Source organism: Dyadobacter linearis, assembly GCF_907165045.1.
GTDB lineage: Bacteria > Bacteroidota > Bacteroidia > Cytophagales > Spirosomataceae > Dyadobacter > Dyadobacter linearis.
Map to the genome: position 1 here is coordinate 482,869 of NZ_CAJRAU010000004.1, position 17,238 is coordinate 500,106.

16 protein-coding genes are annotated in these 17,238 nt (G+C 46.6%); 11 read left to right on the forward strand and 5 right to left on the reverse strand.

Annotated elements, in window-relative coordinates; all coding sequences use genetic code 11:
* Positions 1 to 17: 17 nt before the first annotated feature.
* Positions 18 to 1,274 (forward strand): beta-ketoacyl-ACP synthase II, encoded by a 1,257-nt coding sequence (gene fabF, locus KOD92_RS16710; protein WP_215234718.1) that lies wholly within the window; start codon positions 18 to 20, stop codon positions 1,272 to 1,274.
* Here fabF and KOD92_RS16715 read toward each other — a convergent pair.
* Positions 1,271 to 2,068, reverse strand: a complete 798-nt coding sequence (locus KOD92_RS16715; protein WP_215234719.1) for an HAD family hydrolase — start codon at positions 2,066 to 2,068, stop codon at positions 1,271 to 1,273. The two genes, fabF and KOD92_RS16715, sit on opposite strands and share 4 nt — an antisense overlap.
* 193 nt (positions 2,069 to 2,261) lie before the next feature.
* On the opposite strand from KOD92_RS16715, the gene KOD92_RS16720 reads away from it, so the two are divergent.
* Complete coding sequence (locus tag KOD92_RS16720; protein WP_215234720.1) at positions 2,262 to 3,161, forward strand: EamA family transporter; 900 nt, start codon at positions 2,262 to 2,264, stop codon at positions 3,159 to 3,161.
* Here the strand turns inward: KOD92_RS16720 and KOD92_RS16725 are convergent.
* Both KOD92_RS16725 and KOD92_RS16730 read right to left on the reverse strand, forming a co-directional pair.
* Positions 3,158 to 3,787 (reverse strand): class I SAM-dependent methyltransferase, encoded by a 630-nt coding sequence (locus tag KOD92_RS16725; RefSeq protein ID WP_215234721.1) that lies wholly within the window; start codon positions 3,785 to 3,787, stop codon positions 3,158 to 3,160. The two genes, KOD92_RS16720 and KOD92_RS16725, sit on opposite strands and share 4 nt — an antisense overlap.
* A gap of 6 nt (positions 3,788 to 3,793) precedes the next feature.
* On the reverse strand, positions 3,794 to 4,714 hold the full coding sequence (locus KOD92_RS16730) for a UbiA family prenyltransferase (RefSeq protein ID WP_215234722.1): 921 nt from the start codon (positions 4,712 to 4,714) through the stop codon (positions 3,794 to 3,796).
* A 135-nt stretch (positions 4,715 to 4,849) separates the two neighbouring features.
* On the opposite strand from KOD92_RS16730, the gene KOD92_RS16735 reads away from it, so the two are divergent.
* The 4 genes from KOD92_RS16735 to KOD92_RS16750 all read left to right on the forward strand — a co-directional run bounded on the left by KOD92_RS16735 (position 4,850) and on the right by KOD92_RS16750 (position 10,376).
* A complete protein-coding gene (locus tag KOD92_RS16735) occupies positions 4,850 to 6,397 on the forward strand; it encodes a M20/M25/M40 family metallo-hydrolase (protein ID WP_215234723.1) in 1,548 nt (515 codons plus the stop codon).
* A gap of 67 nt (positions 6,398 to 6,464) precedes the next feature.
* Positions 6,465 to 7,865, forward strand: a complete 1,401-nt coding sequence (locus tag KOD92_RS16740) for a leucyl aminopeptidase family protein (RefSeq protein WP_310589445.1) — start codon at positions 6,465 to 6,467, stop codon at positions 7,863 to 7,865.
* A gap of 118 nt (positions 7,866 to 7,983) precedes the next feature.
* On the forward strand, positions 7,984 to 9,198 hold the full coding sequence (locus KOD92_RS16745) for an ATP-grasp domain-containing protein (protein ID WP_215234724.1): 1,215 nt from the start codon (positions 7,984 to 7,986) through the stop codon (positions 9,196 to 9,198).
* A gap of 149 nt (positions 9,199 to 9,347) precedes the next feature.
* Entirely contained in the window at positions 9,348 to 10,376 is a 1,029-nt protein-coding gene (locus KOD92_RS16750; protein ID WP_215234725.1) for a PDDEXK nuclease domain-containing protein, read from the forward strand.
* Positions 10,377 to 10,386: 10 nt separating this feature from the next.
* Here the strand turns inward: KOD92_RS16750 and KOD92_RS16755 are convergent, their stop codons facing one another.
* Positions 10,387 to 11,910, reverse strand: coding sequence for a tagaturonate reductase (locus KOD92_RS16755; protein WP_215234726.1), 1,524 nt, complete (start codon positions 11,908 to 11,910; stop codon positions 10,387 to 10,389).
* A 322-nt stretch (positions 11,911 to 12,232) separates the two neighbouring features.
* Here KOD92_RS16755 and KOD92_RS16760 point away from each other — a divergent pair, with 322 nt between their 5' ends.
* From KOD92_RS16760 to KOD92_RS16780, 5 genes are read left to right on the forward strand one after another with little or no spacing between them, the layout of a single operon-like run.
* Positions 12,233 to 13,258 (forward strand): LacI family DNA-binding transcriptional regulator, encoded by a 1,026-nt coding sequence (locus tag KOD92_RS16760; protein WP_215234727.1) that lies wholly within the window; start codon positions 12,233 to 12,235, stop codon positions 13,256 to 13,258.
* 29 nt (positions 13,259 to 13,287) lie between these two features.
* The gene (locus tag KOD92_RS16765; RefSeq protein ID WP_215234728.1) at positions 13,288 to 13,761 is read left to right on the forward strand and encodes an NUDIX hydrolase; all 474 of its coding nucleotides are present in this window, start codon (positions 13,288 to 13,290) and stop codon (positions 13,759 to 13,761) included.
* A gap of 43 nt (positions 13,762 to 13,804) precedes the next feature.
* Positions 13,805 to 14,965: a methionine aminotransferase gene (locus KOD92_RS16770; protein ID WP_215234729.1), complete on the forward strand. Its 1,161-nt coding sequence runs from the start codon at positions 13,805 to 13,807 to the stop codon at positions 14,963 to 14,965.
* Between the two features lie 41 nt (positions 14,966 to 15,006).
* The gene (gene parS / locus KOD92_RS16775) at positions 15,007 to 15,441 is read left to right on the forward strand and encodes a type II RES/Xre toxin-antitoxin system antitoxin (RefSeq protein WP_215234730.1); all 435 of its coding nucleotides are present in this window, start codon (positions 15,007 to 15,009) and stop codon (positions 15,439 to 15,441) included.
* Positions 15,438 to 15,905, forward strand: a complete 468-nt coding sequence (locus tag KOD92_RS16780) for an RES family NAD+ phosphorylase (RefSeq protein ID WP_215234731.1) — start codon at positions 15,438 to 15,440, stop codon at positions 15,903 to 15,905. The genes parS and KOD92_RS16780 overlap by 4 nt, the downstream gene beginning before the upstream one ends.
* Before the next feature lie 3 nt (positions 15,906 to 15,908).
* Here the strand turns inward: KOD92_RS16780 and KOD92_RS16785 are convergent, their stop codons facing one another.
* Complete coding sequence (locus tag KOD92_RS16785; protein WP_215234732.1) at positions 15,909 to 17,144, reverse strand: ABC transporter permease; 1,236 nt, start codon at positions 17,142 to 17,144, stop codon at positions 15,909 to 15,911.
* Between the last annotated feature and the right edge of the window lie 94 nt (positions 17,145 to 17,238).

Here is a 17,238-nt window from a genome sequence, read left to right on the forward strand (position 1 = left end):
AACCGTTAAAGATTTTTATGAAAAGAGTTGTTGTTACAGGAATGGGAGTCATTTCTCCCCTGGGGAATTCGGTAGATGAATTCTGGGAAAATATCGTGAATGGTAAAAGCGGTGCTGCCACCATTACTAAGAAGGATGTATCCAAGTTTAAGACGCAGTTCGGATGTGAAGTGAACAATTTCAATCCGGAAGAATTTATTGACAAAAAAGAACTGAAAAAGTACGATCTGCATACCCAGTACGCGATTGCGGCTTCGGATATGGCGATCAAAGACGCAGGGTTGGATTTTGCAACGATGGACATTACCGACCGTTACGACGCAGGTGTGATCTGGGCGACGGGAAATGGCGGAATGGGTACTTTCGAAGATCAGCTGATGGAATTCCATGCTTCCGACGGCGTGCCTCGTTTCAGCCCGTTCTTTATTCCTAAAATGATCGTGGATATTGCAGCAGGTGTGATTTCGATCCGCCATAAACTGCACGGTCCTAATTATTGCACCGTGTCAGCCTGCGCGTCTTCAAACACTGCATTGATAGCAGCATTTGATACGATCAGAATGGACAAGGCGAAAATAATGGTTGCAGGAGGCTCTGAGGCTGCTATTATCTATTCCGCATTGGGCGGTTTCGGCGCAGCGCAGGCACTTTCTAAAAGAAACGACGATCCGGCGACAGCCTCGCGGCCATTCGATAAAACGCGTGATGGATTCGTGATGGGCGAAGGCGCAGGAGCATTGATCCTGGAAGATTACGACTTCGCAGTAGCAAGAGGCGCGAAAATTTACGCCGAAATTGTCGGTGGCGGAATGGCGGCCGATGCGTATCACCTTACCGGCACACCTCCCGACGGAATGGGCGCGGCTTTGGGAATGAGAAAAGCATTGAAAGAAGCGGGTATCACGCCAGACAAGATCGATTATGTAAATGCGCACGCCACTTCGACAGGTCTGGGCGATATGAGCGAGCTGAATGCGATCAAATCCGTTTTCGGCGATCATACCGTGGCGATCAGCGCTACAAAATCGATGACCGGCCACTTACTAGGTGCTGCTGGTGCGATTGAAAGTATTGTGTGTGCACTGGCTGTCAAAAATGACATGATTCCGGGCACGATCAATACCAGAGAACTGGACGAAAATGTGCCGGAAGGATTGAATATCATTCTAGGAGATTCAGTGAACCAGACGATCAACTACGCGCTGAACAATACTTTCGGTTTCGGAGGTCACACAGCGACGTCTATTTTCAAGAAATATACCGAAGAGAATTAATCCGTTAATTCGGAGAGAACCTCAACTACCCCGTTTTCATCGTTGCTTTTGGCGATGAAACGGGCTATTTTTTTGATATCCGGGTGTGCATTCGCCATTGCGTAGGAATAATGTGCCTTTTCCAGCATTTCCAGGTCGTTCAGATAGTCTCCGAAAACCATCGTTTGCTCGGGTGTGACATTAAATTTTTCCTGTAAAACCTCCATGGCGCGACCCTTATTCGCTTTTTTATCCGAAATATCCAGCCAGATCGGCCCGGAAACTTTCACCTGTAAATCGTCCTCAAACTTTTTATAGTACGGGTAACTGTTCACCTCTGAGCCAGCCAGGTCGCAGAGCGTAAATTTCAGGAATTTGTCGTCTTCGATCGCAAGCAGGTCTTCTACCACTTCATATCTCTCAAAATAGAGTTTTAAGTGGTTGATAAACTCAGGCTCGTCGCTTTCCACATACGCTTTCTTTTTTCCGCAAATAATAGGGTAGGTATTCGGGATAGTCCGGCCGATCGTAATCAGTTCACGCACAATATCCTGCTCAATGGGCTGAATATGAATTTCTTCATCCTGAAAAACCACATAACTGCCATTTTCGGCGGCGAAAATTACCTGATCTTTGATCCGGGCAAGTGTTTTCGCGAGATTGAAATACTGGCGGCCGCTCGCTGCGACGAATACGATTCCGTGGTCTTTTATTTTCTGGAAAACGGGGTAAAAGGATTCGTGTACTTCGTGTTTTGAGTTCAAAAGCGTACCGTCCATGTCGGTAGCAATCAGCCTGATATCGGAAAAATTCATACTGGTTTTTATAAATACTTACATTAATGAAGGCAAATGTACCTTCTTAGGTTCCAGCGAAACGCGTTTTTTAGCGTAACCAGCAGAAAATGCCGGTCACTAAGTCTCCCAAATGCAGCCCGCAAATTTCAGCCGAAGCGAAACCCGCACCGATCTTTTACTGTTGGTTGACTATCCAAGTGACTTCAATAGCATGAAATTTTCAAAATATTACCTCGCCGCATTCATTTCATTTATGATCTGGGGGTTTTTTAGTCTGGCACTCAAACCGTTATCTGCCTACGCTTCGCTCGACATTTTGTTTTACAGGGTATTTCTCTGCGCCGTGATCATGTCGGTGATCTGCCTGTTTTTCAGGAAGCGGGTTTTAAGGGAGAATGTCAGGTTGTTAAAAGCATTACCCGCAAGGCAGCGGAACCGGGCCATTTTACTGACCTTATCGGGAGGTATCCTGCTCACAGCCAACTGGTTTTTCTTTATTTACGTGATGAACCATATCAGTATCAAGGCCGCGTCTTTCGCCTACCTGGTCTGCCCGATTATGACGACCGTGATCGCGTATTTTGTATTGCATGAAAAGCTCAGCAAGTGGCAGTGGACAGCGGTTGCAATAAGTGTTTTCAGTTGTATGTTATTGTCTTTTAATAACATAGCCGATATTGCTTACAGCATGATCGTGGCGGCTTCGTATGCTTTTTACCTGGTGAGTCAGCGGAAGAATGTGGGTTTGGATAAATTTCTGGTACTTACGGTGCAGATCCTATTTTCTGCGCTGATCCTGTTGCCATTTTATCCGGTTTACAGCGAGGGAGTTCCTACTGAACTTTCCTTTTACGCATTGATTTTTGTGATCGCGCTGCTCTTCACGATCATTCCGCTTTATATGAATTTGTATGCATTGCAGGGAGTTACTTCGTCGACGATGGGGATATTGCTTTACATTAATCCGCTCATGAACTTCGCGATCGCGCTGTTTTATTTCCATGAGCAAATCAACTCCATTCAAATTATCGGCTATTCGCTTATCCTGGTTTCCATCATCGTTTTCAACGAGCGGTTTATTTTCGGAAGGCGGCGGACTGCATTAGTTTAAGGCTTTTCCAAGACCTGCGAATAGATAAACCTATTGAAATGAAATTCTAGAAATACCTGTCGGTAACCAGCTGTTTTGAGCAAACTGGCTGTATCCGGCAGGTTTTTTGCTTCTATTTTTAAAAAGATATTGAAAAAAGCGTACATCGATTTGAGAAGTCGATTGCGCCAGTCCGTCGGTTTTTCGTTTTCAAGCCGGAAATCGGCAACTAGCCAGATTCCCTTCGAAACCAGCAGCTTATCGAGGATTCTGAATACTTGCGCAGCTCTTTCCTGACTAAAATTATCAAAAAGAAACGGGGTCAGGACCACATCGAATTCTTCTTCGGTATTGTAGTAATCAATGGGCATTAATAAAAAAGTGACCTTATTGTTGCCGCAGTTACGCTTCCGGGACTTTTCCAGCATTTTTTCAGATATCTCCACGTACACGATTGTTAATCCGCCTGGCTGTAATTTGGCAACTTCTTCCAAAATCCGTCCGGTACCGCCGCCCACGATCAGCACGCGCGCCGGTGCATGAATGAAGCTGATCAGCGATTTTTGCGAACGCATTAATGCTCCCTGAAAAACGATACCTCCCAGAAAATCGTAAAACCAGGCCACGCTGTCGTAGTTGTTCTTCATTGTTTTCTAGTAAATAGTGTCTGTAAAAAAACTTCCCAGGATACCGCAAATGGCTTTTACCAAAAGCAGTCCGTCAATCACAATCAGATAAAAAAGTACGTTTTTAGGTTTTTGCAGAGTAAATGCGACGATCAGATAAGAGACGAAAGGAATGAGATTAAAAAAAACAGTGACCGGACTGAAATCTGCAAACCAGGCGAGCGTCAGAAATGACAACAGACCAACCGAAAGGAGCGGTACCAATACATAAAAGATCGTATTCCGAAGCCCCATCGCGACCGCAAAGGTTTTCAGCTGGATATTCGCATCGTCCTCATAATCTTTCATATCGAACATAATTGCATTCGCGGACATCACCATCCAGTTTTTAACAAATAACCAAACCATAAATGCCGGCTCGTGAAGTATAATCCTGCCTTCAATTTTCAGCATTGCAACCGGAAAAACGTTCACAAAACCCGCCCATACAAAGCCGATCACGAATGCTTTCAGCCAGCCCGTGTTCCTCAGATTAAATGAAATGACAGACTTGGGCAGCAGCCCGTAATACAAAACTGCCGCGGTACAAATCGCCAGGATCATCAGCCACCAATATAATGGCAGCGCGACAATTCCAGCGAAATCATTTATCAAAAACCACGTGGCAATTATTAGGCAGAGCGCAAAGAGAAAATATTGGCTATACCGGACAAACCGATGGTGGGTGCGGTACCATTCCGTGCGGGGGTTTGGGGAAGTTTCGAGGCCCGGCGGACTGGAATAGGCGATCGTATAATAAAAGACCGTGGCGCTGAAAATCAGCAGGTAATAGGGAATTGAATTAAGTGGCAGGTGCAGCTGGGCAAGCGTTTCAATCGACAATGCAACCGCAAGTATCCCGACGAAGTAGTTTGCAAAAAAAATGAATGCGGGAAATTTCTTGAGCATTGCACGAAAATGAGTGGGATTCTGGCCGGATAACAGAATTAGTATATCGATTTATAATTTTTCAAGACCATTATCAAAGCGTCGGCGGTATTTTATACATTAGTTTAAAGAAACATTGTTTAATCCATTTATTACATGAAAAAAGTTTCCCTGTTAATTACCCTGATATTTTGCTTTCAGCTATCGGTAAGTTTTGGTCAAAAAGATCCGGTTGTTGAAAATATCGTAAAAGAAGCCACTGAGAATTCACAGCTGGAAAAGCTGGCGCACGAGTTGATGGACGTGATCGGGCCGCGGCTTGTAGGTTCGCCGCAAATGCAGCAGGCGCACGAGTGGGCTGTTGCGAAGTACAAAGGCTGGAATATCACTGCGAAAAACGAAAAGTGGGGCGAGTGGCGCGGCTGGGAACGCGGCATTTCGCATATCGATATGGTAGCGCCCCGCGTGAAATCGCTGGAAGGAATGCAGCTCGCTTGGAGCCCCGGAACCGGCGGCAAAACGGTAACTGCCGATGTGATTATCCTGCCAGATCTGGCCGATTCAGTAGCATTCCAGAAATGGCTGCCTACTGCGAAAGGTAAGTTTGTGATGATCAGCATGAACCAGCCAACCGGCCGCCCGGACTACAACTGGGAGGAATTCGGTACAAAAGAATCAATCGAAAAAATGAAAAAAGACCGTGATGCACAGACAGAAGCCTGGGCGAATCGCGTAAAGAAAACCGGTTATAATGGTCGCACTTTGCCTGTGGCGCTGGAAAAAGCAGGAGCTGCGGGTATTGTAATGAGCTATTGGTCAAAGGGTTTTGGAGCAAATAAGATATTTGGCGCTTACACTAAAAAGGTGCCTACTGTTGATATTGCGCTTGAAGATTATGGCCTGCTATATCGTTTGGCGGAGTCGGGCCACACGCCAAAAATCAGCGTGCGCGCCGATGCAAAAGAAACCGGCGTGGCGCAGACTTTCAATACAATCGGCGAGATCAAAGGCACCGAGAAACCGAATGAATACGTGATATTATCCGCGCACTTCGATTCGTGGGACGGCGGTACCGGCGCGACCGATAACGGAACGGGCACGATCGTGATGATGGAAGCCATGCGCATTCTGAAAAAAGTATATCCAAATCCAAAACGTACGATCCTGGTTGGACATTGGGGAAGTGAGGAGCAGGGGTTGAACGGTTCCCGTGCTTTCGTGGAGGATCATCCGGAAATTGTGCAGAACATCCAGGCACTTTTCAATCAGGACAATGGGACTGGCCGCGTGGTAAGTTTGCAGGGACAAGGTTTTGTGAATGCATACGATTACCTCGGCCGCTGGCTTTCCAAGGTGCCTGAAAATATCAAGGCACCGATCGATACAAGGTTTCCTGGCGCACCGGGCGGCGGCGGCTCCGACTTCGCTTCTTTCGTAGCAGCGGGCGCGCCGGCATTCTCACTGAGTTCGCTCGGCTGGTCTTACGGAACCTACACCTGGCACACCAACCGCGACACTTACGACAAGATCGTGTTTGACGATGTGCGCAGCAATGCGATACTGGCTGCGATTATGGCGTATCAGGCGAGTGAAGATCCTGCGAAAACTTCCCGCGACCGGATCGTAATGCCGCTGGATTCGAAAGGCGTACCAGGCACCTGGCCGGAGCAGAGAAAACCGACCCGACGGGGTGGATTAGATTAGAGACACTAACCTATTTGAAAGCAAAGACTTATATTGTCTTTGCTTTTTTTTATGAACTGTTATTTTGATGATGCAAATAGAACAGATATTCCACGCGACCGACGAGGTACTTATTATACACACGTTTGCACAGGGTTCCGAACCGGAGAACCAGTCGATGTTCAAGGCTGAGAAGGGCGAAATGTGGTGGTTTTCGTCCAGAGAACTTTGGGTAGGACTTGGAAAAGAGCCGAAAATACCGGCTATGATCAAATTATTCCGCTCGCTTTTTTTTAAAAGAAAAGATCGCTGGCCGGATCAGATCACATTGGATGCGCGCGGGAAAAGTCCCGAGTGGGTCGAGAATGCGGTAAATGGGATTATGTTGGGTGGATATAATCTGCAACTCTACAAGTCCGAGCCCAAGCCGCTGAGCAGTTTTTTTGAAAATGGAACGTTACGTATCCTGACCGAGGAAGGCGCGGCAATCAGCCCGGCGATTGCGCTGGGACAAAAAACGGCGGTGGTGCAAATGCGGATCATGGATCTGATGAATGCGCCTGGAAACTACAAAACGCCTGAAACACTTGCGGAGTGGGCGAAAAAATCGGGTTCAGAAAACGGTTATCAGGTAACAGTTTTGGATAAATCAAAATTGGAAAAACTGGGAATGCACGCGCTGCTGGCTGTTAGCAAAGGCAGTGAAGCGCCGCCAGTGATGATCATCTCCGAATATAACCCTGAAAACTATACCCAAACCGTCGCGCTGGTAGGCAAGGGAGTTACATTCGATACGGGCGGGATTTCTATTAAGAGCTCGGCCAATATGCATTTGATGAAAAGTGATATGGGAGGCGCTGGGGCCGTTTTGGGAATAGTGGAACTGGCCGCTCAGCTGAAATTACCCGTGCGTATTATCGGCGTGATTCCGTCTACTGAAAATAGCGTGGATGGAGCGGCGATGAAACCCGGTGATGTAATAGGTTCGTATTCAGGTAAAACCATTGAAGTGATAGATACTGATGCAGAAGGCAGACTAATCCTGGCCGACGGTCTGAGCTATGCTGTGCGTAACTTTAATCCAGATATTATCATCGACCTCGCCACATTGACGGGCAGTGTGATCCAAACGCTGGGCTACGAAGCAGCGGGGCTTTTTACGCCCAATGACCAGCTGGCGACAGATATTGCCAGATCAGGCGATACGACCGGCGAGCGTGTGTGGCGGCTGCCGGTTTGGGATGAATACAAAGAGGAGATCAACTCGGATATTGCCGATGTGAAAAACTACCACGGTAAGCCACTGGCCGGAGCTATTGTCGCTGCCAAGTTCCTGGAAGTATTCACAGATTCGCACCAGGCCTGGGCACATCTGGACATTGCAGGTACTGCTTTTGGTGATACTGAATTTGCGCCCGGACGCGCCGGTACGGCCTACGGGATCCGATTGTTGAGGCAATTTTTGTCGACCTTGCCAATCCGCGAATAGTAACTGCGGAGCGGCATTTTAACCAAAAAAACCTGAAATTTAATCCTGGCTTTACTTGCTCAATTGCTTCTTTTTGCTAGATTTACCAATACTACTTTCTACCAAAAAAAAGTTTGTTATGGCCCCGACGCTTACATTTCTTTGCATATCAACCTATTTCAAAGGCAACGATTTTCTCAAAGCCTGTAAGGAAGCCGGTAATAAAGTATTTCTGATTACGGCCAAAAAGCTTGAAAACAAACCGTGGGTCAGAGAGGCGGTAGATGAGTTTTTTTACATTGAAGAAGGCGAGGACGGGACTTATAATATGTCCGAGATCATCACCGGCCTGGCTTACGTAATGCGGACCCGAATGATCGACCGGGTTGTCGCGCTGGACGATTTTGACGTGGAAAAAGCGGCGCATATCCGCGAATATTTCAGAATACCCGGCATGGGGCAAACTACCGGCCGTTATTTCCGGGACAAGCTTGCGATGCGCACCAAAGCTGCCGAATCAGGCATATTGGTGCCCGGGTTTTCTTCCCTTTTCAATGACGATGATATTAACCGGTTTATCGAGAAATATCCGGGACCGTGGATGATCAAACCTCGTTCTGAGGCTTCTGCGACGGGTATTAAGAAACTCGAAACAGCCGATCAGCTTTGGGAAACGATCCATGAGCTGGGCGATAAAAGGCATTCCTACCTCGTTGAGCAATTCAAGCCAGGCGACGTTTACCACGTAGATTCGATCTCTTACAATGGGAGGGTGATATTCTCCTGGAACAGCAAATACCTCGCGCCACCTTTTGAAGTAGCACACGGCGGCGGGATTTTCCGCTCGGTGACCGTTACATTTGATTCTTCCGAAGAACACGCGCTGGAAACGCTGGCGATCGACCTTTTGAAAGCTTTTGGTTTAAAACACAGTGCGTCGCATACGGAGGTAATCCGCTGCCACGACGATGGGAAATACTACTTTCTGGAAACTTCCTCGCGCGTTGGCGGAGCGAATTTATCCGAAATGGTTGAAGCATCTTCCGGCATTAATCTCTGGAAAGAATGGGCGAAAATGGAGACTGCGGAGGCAAAAGGGGACAATTACAAGTTGCCGCCGGTCCGCAAGGAATACTCCGGCATCATCATTTCGCTTGCCCGCCAGGAGTGGCCGAATATGTCTGTCTTCGATGATCCCGAAATCGTGTGGCGAATGGAAGAACCTTACCACGTCGGGCTGGTAGTCCGCTCGAAATCACAGAGTAAGGTCATGGAGTTACTGGACAAATACGCCGCGATCATCCAAAAGAAATACCATGCTTCCGCCCCGGCCCCAAGCCGGCCTACGCATTAACTGATTTCTACGTCAACGACAAGCTAAGCTTGAAGGCTGAGGGTGCACTCGACCCTTTCAGTTTTAATAATCTTGTTTTATCATGTTACCAATGCAAGGATTGAACGTATCAATCACAAACAAACCTTTGTGCTTGATCCTCTCATTATATGGCAAATCCTGCAAAAACTGACCTTTTTGAATCAGTTAAATACCTGATTGAAGAAAGTAAAATGCGGCTCGCGGCGACCGTAAATGTATCCATAACAAAATTATATTGGAGCATTGGCAGAAAAATCAGCGCAGATATTCTGAATGCAAAACGGGCTGATTATGGCAAGCAAACCATTATCCGACTGGCAAAGCAGCTGGAACAAGATTACGGGAATTCGTTTTCCGAGAAGAACTTGCGAAGAATGGTCCAGTTTGCAGAAATTTTTCCCGCGGAGGAGATTGTCGTTTCAATGATACGACAATTGAGCTGGACTCACATTCTGGTAATATTGCCCATAAGGGACACTGTCAAAAGAGACTTTTATTTGCAATTGTGCATACACGAAAGATGGTCTGTGCGGACTTTTCGTGAACGGATCAACTCTATGCTATTTGAACGCACAGCTATCAGTAAAAGTCCCGAAGAGACTATTATCAGTGACCTCGCATTATTGCGCTCTGAAAATAGGGTGAACCCGGACTTGGTGTTTCGTGACCCCTATGTGCTGGACTTTCTGGGACTATCAGGCGCCTATTCTGAGAGGGATCTTGAAGCTTCAATCATTGCCGAGCTTCAAAAATTTATGGCTGAAATGGGTACCGACTTTGCTTTTCTGGCCAAACAAAAGCGCATTATCATCGACAATTGCGACTATTACATCGATCTGCTATTCTATCATCGAAGATTAAAATGCCTGATTGCTATCGACCTGAAGATCGGGGAGTTTGAGGCCGGATTCAAAGGACAGATGGAGCTATATCTCCGGTATTTAGAAAAGTATGAGCTGATTGAAGGCGAAAATCCTCCAATCGGACTAATTCTGTGTACCGGGAAAAAGGAAGAACATATTGAATTGATGCAGTTAGACAAAAGCAATATCAGGGTTGCAGATTATCTGATAGCACTTCCTTCTCAAAAAATGTTACAAGAAAAGCTTCATAAAGCCGTAAAAATAGCACGGCAAAAACTGGGCAAAAACATCTAAACGACTAATATCACGCATACTCCACTTCCGCCAAAAACATTTTCAGCGTTTCCATGGCGCCGTTTTGTTTTATTGAATTTAAATGTCCGGCAATTGCTGTGACAAGCGCTTCCGACTTGCTCAGGTCTTTGCCCCAGATTGAAGTGTCTTTCAGTATGATTCTTACCATGTCTTCGAGAGACGACATTTGCCATTTTTGATGGAAAAATGCCGCTTTTTCATCCCGGATGAAATAATATTCCCCATTTGACAAGCCAAAATACTGATCCCCGTCCCGGCGCGCGGGCTTCATATAGTAGATATAAGCCGCATAACCAAAGGTGGCATATTCCGGGAAAGTTGCTTCCTGCTTTTCGTAGTTCAAGAAAGTCGGAGCTACCCGCGCGTGTATTTTAGCTGAATAATTTTGTGTGATATTCAGCCACTTATGCTGGATGTAGGGATTTTTGAAACGTTCCAATACTTGCCGGCTGAAATTCGCAGCCATTCCCTCGGGAACAGGATAGGGGATTGAAGGCGCAATTTCGGTGCGCATCAGGTTTGCAATGAATGTAGAGAAATCCGCATCTGACATCGCTTCAACGACCGTACTAAACCCGCACAAATGCGCCAGCCCGCTTCCTAATGTATGCGCGCCATTGAGTAAACGCAGTTTCAGCTCCCTGTACAGTTCAATATCCGGCTCGATCACCAAACCTTCATCAATCCCATAAAAAGGAATTTTCTTGCGAATATTTTCATCCCCTTCAATCGCCCAAAGGTGGTAATGCTCGGCCGTGATAAGCAGCTCGTCTTTATAGCCCAGTTCTTCTTCCAGCTTTTTATGCAAAATTTCCTCCGGCTTTCCTGGTACTATTCTGTCTACCAGTGAATTGCAAAAATGATTATGATGTTCGATCCAGTCGATAAATGCCGGTTCCAGTCCATTCCGGTGGGCCAGTTCGAGTACGATCGATTCCAGTTTTTTTCCATTGTCAGTGATCAGTTCGGTTGGGATAATCACCACGCCGGCCTCCGTACTTCCCGAAAACGCGACATAACGCGCATATAAAAACGCCAGCAGCTTGCCCGGAAAAGATACTGGCGGCCACTGGTAAATATCGTCCTGAACGAGTTGAATGCCCGTTTCAGTAGTATTTGAGATCACGATACCAATTGCAGGATTGCGTGCCAGATCGAGCACAAGCGACCATTGTGATTTGGCATAAATAACACGGCTGATCGCGGAGGAAATGATATTTTCCTCTTCCACATTCCCGTTCACAATCCCGCGGGTGCAAAGTGTATAGAGGTTATTTTGTCGGTCGAATGCTTTTAAATCGCCTTTGTCGGTGGATTTAACCACGACGATACGCCCATTAAAAACGCCTTGCCTGTTGGCTTTATCTATAAAAAAATCAGCAAGCCCGCGCAGAAAAGCGCCGGTGCCGAATTGAAGTACTTTTTCGGGCAGTTGAAAAACCGAATCCTGCGGAACCGTCACGCCAGGGTGATTTTTGAGCTGCCGCAACTTCTCGCGAAAAAGATAGTTCATGGTATTTGCATTGTTGCGCCGGAACGGATGCAGTGTCTTTGGTCCGCCTGGTTGAGAAAATTGATTTGTCTTTTTCGGGGTAAGGGCTAAATTTAACGTCTGTTCTACTATGACTGCACCTGAACGAGTTTAGACCGAATAATTAGAAATATCAAATACTGAATTGTCTTTTTTTGTGCAATCGTTATCGGGAACGTTGCCAGTTGACAGGATAAATCCTGAACTTACCCTCTATTTATAATTCAATAGTGATTTTACTTGAAACGGATCGGAGATTTGATTTCTCAGGTCTATTCATAAGTTGGAATAAACCAATTTTCTTTTGGAAGCAATTACAATCAAGGATATTGCAAAAGCGCTGAATTTGTCCACTTCAACCGTTTCGCGCGCGCTGCGTAACAGTTATGAGATCAATCCGGAGACCAAGAAGCTGGTCATGGAATATGCGGAGCGAATGAACTACCGGCCCAATCCGATCGCATTGAGTTTGAAGGATAGCAAGAGTAAATCGATCGGCGTAATCATTCCGGAAATCGCAAACCATTTTTTTTCACAACTCATAAATGGTATTGAATCTATTGCGTATAATCTTGGCTATCACGTAGTTATATTTCAAAGTCACGATTCCTACGAGCGGGAAGTGGCTAATACCAATTACCTGGTTTCAAGAAAAGTGGACGGTTTGCTCGTTTCACTGGCAAGTTTGACCACCGATCTTTTTCACTTTCAGGACCTGATGGAAAGAGGGTTACCGATCGTCTTTCTGGATCGGGTACCCAAGGAAATTGAGACGCATAAAGTGGTAGCCGATAATTTTGCCGGAGCTTACGAGGCGACGAAGCATTTGATCCAGTCGGGCAGAAAACGCATTGCGCATTTAACCAGCCCGATTTATTTGTCAAATACGACCGAGCGTTTGGCTGGATACAAGCAGGCTTTGGAGGATCATCAGCTTCCTTTTGATGAATCTTATGTAAAATATTGCCACTACGGCGGCAAGATCGTGAGTGAAAATGAGGCGGCTATTCAGGAAATGCTGAGCCTGCCCGAGCCGCCAGATGCTATTTTTACAGCAAGCGATAAGCTCACTACGGGCTGTATGGCGGTTTTACAACAAAAAAAGATCAGGATTCCCGATGAAATTGCGATCGTAGGTTTCACCAATATTGGTGTTGCAGACCTGCTAAATCCGCCGCTGACGGCCGTTGTCCAGCCTGCGATGGATATGGGGCAGCAGGCTGTGGAACTGCTGATCCGGCTGATCGAACATCCGCAGAAAAACGCCGAATTCGAAATCCGCTCTCTTAAAACTTCGCTGATTATCCGTCAGTCTTCCGGGCATTCGTAAATTCGCTTTTTGTATCAATCAAAAAGAATATGATCAGTCTACCTGTCGGCGACGCCCTGTTTAATTACCGCGTTGCGGGAGTTGCCGTTTTGAACGGAAAGCTACTTCTACACAAAACTCCCTCCGACAAATTTTGGAGCCTGCCGGGCGGAAGAGCCGAGATTTTCGAATTTTCAAATGATACCCTCGCGCGCGAAATGCAGGAGGAAACCGGGTTAAAAGTCGCAGTCGGCGAGCTGATCTGGATATCTGAAAACTTTTTTGTCTACAACGGGACGCGGTACCATGAACTCGGTTTCTATTATCTGATGGAAATTCAGGGCCTGACCGATCAGTCCGATTTCGTCGGTGCGGAGGGGCAGGACGAGCTGCTGTTCAAATGGATTGATGTGGAAGAGCTGAAATTCAATCGCATTTATCCGGAATTTGTGGCAGAAGAACTTTCAAAATCACCGCTTGAACACAGGCATTTCACCTCCGGTTTTATTGATTTGGACAAATAAAGTCTAGCTTACCTGCCGAAACTTCACTCCAAAATACGATACAATGCATTTCACTTCCGGGCTGAAATCCAAACTGCCCCATATAGGAACGACGATTTTTACCAGAATGTCCAAGCTCGCCGAGGAGCACCGCGCGCTGAACCTGTCGCAGGGTTTCCCCGAGTTCGACTGCTCACCCGATTTACAGCGATTGGTTGATAAATATATCAGGTCTGGGAAAAATCAATATGCGCCGATGGCGGGCGTAATGCCTCTTCGTGAGGCTATTGCGAAGAAAACGTTTGAGCTAACCGGCAGGGAATATCATCCCGAAACAGAAGTTACAATCACCAGCGGCGCTACCGAAGCTTTGTATGTGGCGATCACGACGGTCGTCAATCCTGGCGATGAGGTGATCGTTTTTGAACCTGCGTATGATAGTTACGTTCCTGCGATCGAGTTGAGTGGCGGTATTCCGGTGTTTGTTACGCTCGATCCGCAATATGATTCCATTGACTGGCAGCTGGTTGCAACTAAGATCACTAAGAAAACGGTCGCCATATTAGTCAATACGCCGCACAATCCAACTGGTAATGTATTCACAGCGAGCGACATACAAAGTTTAGCTAAGTTAGCCGAAGACCACAATCTGTACGTGATCAGCGACGAGGTTTACGAGCATATTATCTTCGACGGCCGGGCGCACGTTTCTGCGGCTTCAATTCCTTCACTTGCTTCGCGTACTTTTCTTTGTGGTTCTTTTGGCAAAACATTTCACACTACCGGCTGGAAATTGGGCTATTTCCTGGCACCAGCTGCATTAACTGCGGAATTTCGTAAAATCCACCAGTTTCTGGTTTTCAGTGTGGTAACCCCATTTCAGTTTGCAGTGGCAGAATACCTTTCGGAGCCGGAGCATTATTTAAGATTATCTGATTTTTACCAACAGAAAAGAGACCTGTTTTTGAAGGCTGTGGAAGGTATTGGATTTATAACAAAACCTTCGGGAGGCACTTTCTTTCAAAATCTCTCTTATCAGAATTTGTCCGACGAAAACGACGTAGCTCTTGCGGAGCGGCTGACAAGGGAGTTCAAAGTAGCGTCTATCCCGGTATCTGCATTTTACAGTCAAACGGTTGACTACAAGACGCTAAGGTTCTGTTTTGCGAAAAATGACGATACGCTGTTGAAGGGAGCCGAATATTTGCAGGGTGTGATTTGGTAGCCCGGAAAAAAGTCGTACATTGGTGTGACAATATTCGGATTATGAAAAAGATCTCCTATGATAAGCTCGATGAAGGCACGCCGCTGCGGATTGCGGCCGAGCCCGAGGTACTGTACCTGGCGCACCGAACCAGGCAAGGGTTTTCAACTGGTCAGTTTCAGCAACTCGCTGACAAGCTGCCATTTACCCAGCTCGAATGGGCGGATATTCTGCATATCAGTGACAGGACTTTGCAGCGGTATATGAAGGATAGTAAGCCTTTTGAAGGCTTGTATGCCGAGCATCTTTACCAGCTCGAAAATATGGCCGATCTGGGTTTACAGGTATTTCTTTCCCCCAAAGCATTGGAAGAATGGCTCCGGAAGCCCCGCCTGGTACTGGGAGAAATGCAGGATTTTAACACATTGAAATCCTTCTGGGGCGTGAAGCTGATCGCTAATGAACTGGGAAGGATCGAGCACGGGGTTTATATATGATCGTGTACCGCCTGGCAGCAAAGCAGTATATTGATGATCTGACAGGTACCGGCGCGAAACTTTTCGGCGGCAGGTGGAATCCGGTCGGGAAGGCTTGCATTTACACCAGTGCCCATATTTCACTCGCTTTGCTCGAAAAATTCGTCCATGCCAATCATCAGGAAAATATGCAGCGGATCGCATTGCTGCGCCTCGAACTACCGGACAACAGCGACCTTATTTTTCATGCTGACGAAAAATTGCTGAAAGAATCCTGGCCAGACGACGTTTCCTATTCGCAATGGATCGGAGAGCAGGTTTTGAGCGACGCGTCGGTGATCGGGTTTTCGGTCCCTTCTGCAATTGTCCCCTCAGAAAGGAACTACATTTTGAACCCGCTGGCGAAAGATTTTAATAGGGTCAAAACAATGGCGATTACGGATTTTACCGCAGATTTCCGTTTGCTCTCTAAGCTACTTCCCTGAGTATTACTTCTTGAATAACAGTGCTTTAATCGGCTGTATTTTGGTGATGATCAAGGTAGGTATCAACAGGATCAAAGCTGATATTACCACCGTGGCGATATTGACTGCAAGGAAAATGGGCCAGTCGAAGACGATAGGTACCGTGTCCATGTAATAATTTACCGGATCGAGCGAGATCAGTTTGAATTGATATTGCAGCCAGCAAAGCAGCAGGCCGGTGACATTTCCAATGATCAATCCCAGTCTGACCATATATAAGCCCACACTAAAAAATACCCTGCGGATCTGACCATTCGGACTTCCCAATGTTTTCAAAAGCCCGATCAAAGGTGTTCTTTCCATGATCATCACCAGCAAGATGGAGATCATATTGAAACAGGCGACGAATAATATCAATGTGAGAAAAACGGCTGTATTGCGGTCTAAAAGGATCAGCCAGTCGAAGATCTGCGGATAGGTGCTGGTCACTTTTTGAAGGAATATCCCTGGCGGAAGTGTTGTTCTGAGCTGGTTTGCAACCCTGTCGAGGTCGCGGAAATCTTTTAAATAGATCTCATAAGTACCTACCGAATCTTTACCCCAACCATTGAGCCGCTGCACCAGACCGAGGTCGCCGATGATCAGGTTGTTATCAAACTCCTCCATTTGGGTATCGTAAATGCCGCAGATCGTCAGCTTGCGGGGGCGGGGAGGATTTTGCAAAGAGTACATGATCACATCGTCGCCAATTTTCAAACGGAGCTCGGCGGCAATTTTCCGGCTGATCAGAATTTCCGAAGAGTAACCGTATTTGATAGAAGACGAATCGTTGTGACTGATCAGTTTGCCTTCTTTCAGGCTGCTTTTGAAGGTTTGCCAATCGTAATCTTTGCCCACACCTTTTAAAATCACCCCCTTGATCTCCTCCGGCGTTTTCAATATCCCCGACTTATGCGCGACAGTTTGCCACCGTTTGATCTCGGGAATCTGCGGCAATGCAATCGAAACAGGATTGGGGATGGACATTGGGCCTTCCTCGTACGAATTTCCCTGCGAATAGGATGTTATGTTAATATGTGCGCCAAAAAGAAAGATCTTTTCCTGGATAGTCTGCTTGAAACCGAGCAGCACGGCGAAAGCGATGATCCCTACGGAAATCCCGATCGCGATACTGGCGACGCCAATCCTGGAAACGGTTGCAGAAAACGACCCTGCTTCGTTGTGACGGATGCGTTTGGCGATGAAGGAGGGGAATTGCAAGAGGAATCTGTTGGTTAATTTATATGTTGACAAAAATAAGGGAAAAACTTTACCGGTACGAAAAGGCAAATTTTATTAAGTTGCCGGCATGTAG

Excerpts from the sequence above, each read along its gene's own strand:
- KOD92_RS16780 (WP_215234731.1), top strand. The coding sequence starts at position 15,438 with ATGATCGTGTACCGCCTGGCAGCAAAGCAGTATATTGATGATCTGACA.
- KOD92_RS16745 (WP_215234724.1), top strand. The coding sequence starts at position 7,984 with ATGGCCCCGACGCTTACATTTCTTTGCATATCAACCTATTTCAAAGGC.
- KOD92_RS16765 (WP_215234728.1), top strand. The coding sequence starts at position 13,288 with ATGATCAGTCTACCTGTCGGCGACGCCCTGTTTAATTACCGCGTTGCG.
- KOD92_RS16730 (WP_215234722.1), bottom strand. The coding sequence starts at position 4,714 with ATGCTCAAGAAATTTCCCGCATTCATTTTTTTTGCAAACTACTTCGTC.
- KOD92_RS16720 (WP_215234720.1), top strand. The coding sequence starts at position 2,262 with ATGAAATTTTCAAAATATTACCTCGCCGCATTCATTTCATTTATGATC.
- KOD92_RS16750 (WP_215234725.1), top strand. The coding sequence starts at position 9,348 with ATGGCAAATCCTGCAAAAACTGACCTTTTTGAATCAGTTAAATACCTG.
- KOD92_RS16740 (WP_310589445.1), top strand. The coding sequence starts at position 6,465 with ATGATGCAAATAGAACAGATATTCCACGCGACCGACGAGGTACTTATT.
- KOD92_RS16715 (WP_215234719.1), bottom strand. The coding sequence starts at position 2,068 with ATGAATTTTTCCGATATCAGGCTGATTGCTACCGACATGGACGGTACG.
- parS (WP_215234730.1), top strand. The coding sequence starts at position 15,007 with ATGAAAAAGATCTCCTATGATAAGCTCGATGAAGGCACGCCGCTGCGG.
- KOD92_RS16755 (WP_215234726.1), bottom strand. The coding sequence starts at position 11,910 with ATGAACTATCTTTTTCGCGAGAAGTTGCGGCAGCTCAAAAATCACCCT.
- KOD92_RS16770 (WP_215234729.1), top strand. The coding sequence starts at position 13,805 with ATGCATTTCACTTCCGGGCTGAAATCCAAACTGCCCCATATAGGAACG.
- KOD92_RS16725 (WP_215234721.1), bottom strand. The coding sequence starts at position 3,787 with ATGAAGAACAACTACGACAGCGTGGCCTGGTTTTACGATTTTCTGGGA.
- KOD92_RS16735 (WP_215234723.1), top strand. The coding sequence starts at position 4,850 with ATGAAAAAAGTTTCCCTGTTAATTACCCTGATATTTTGCTTTCAGCTA.
- fabF (WP_215234718.1), top strand. The coding sequence starts at position 18 with ATGAAAAGAGTTGTTGTTACAGGAATGGGAGTCATTTCTCCCCTGGGG.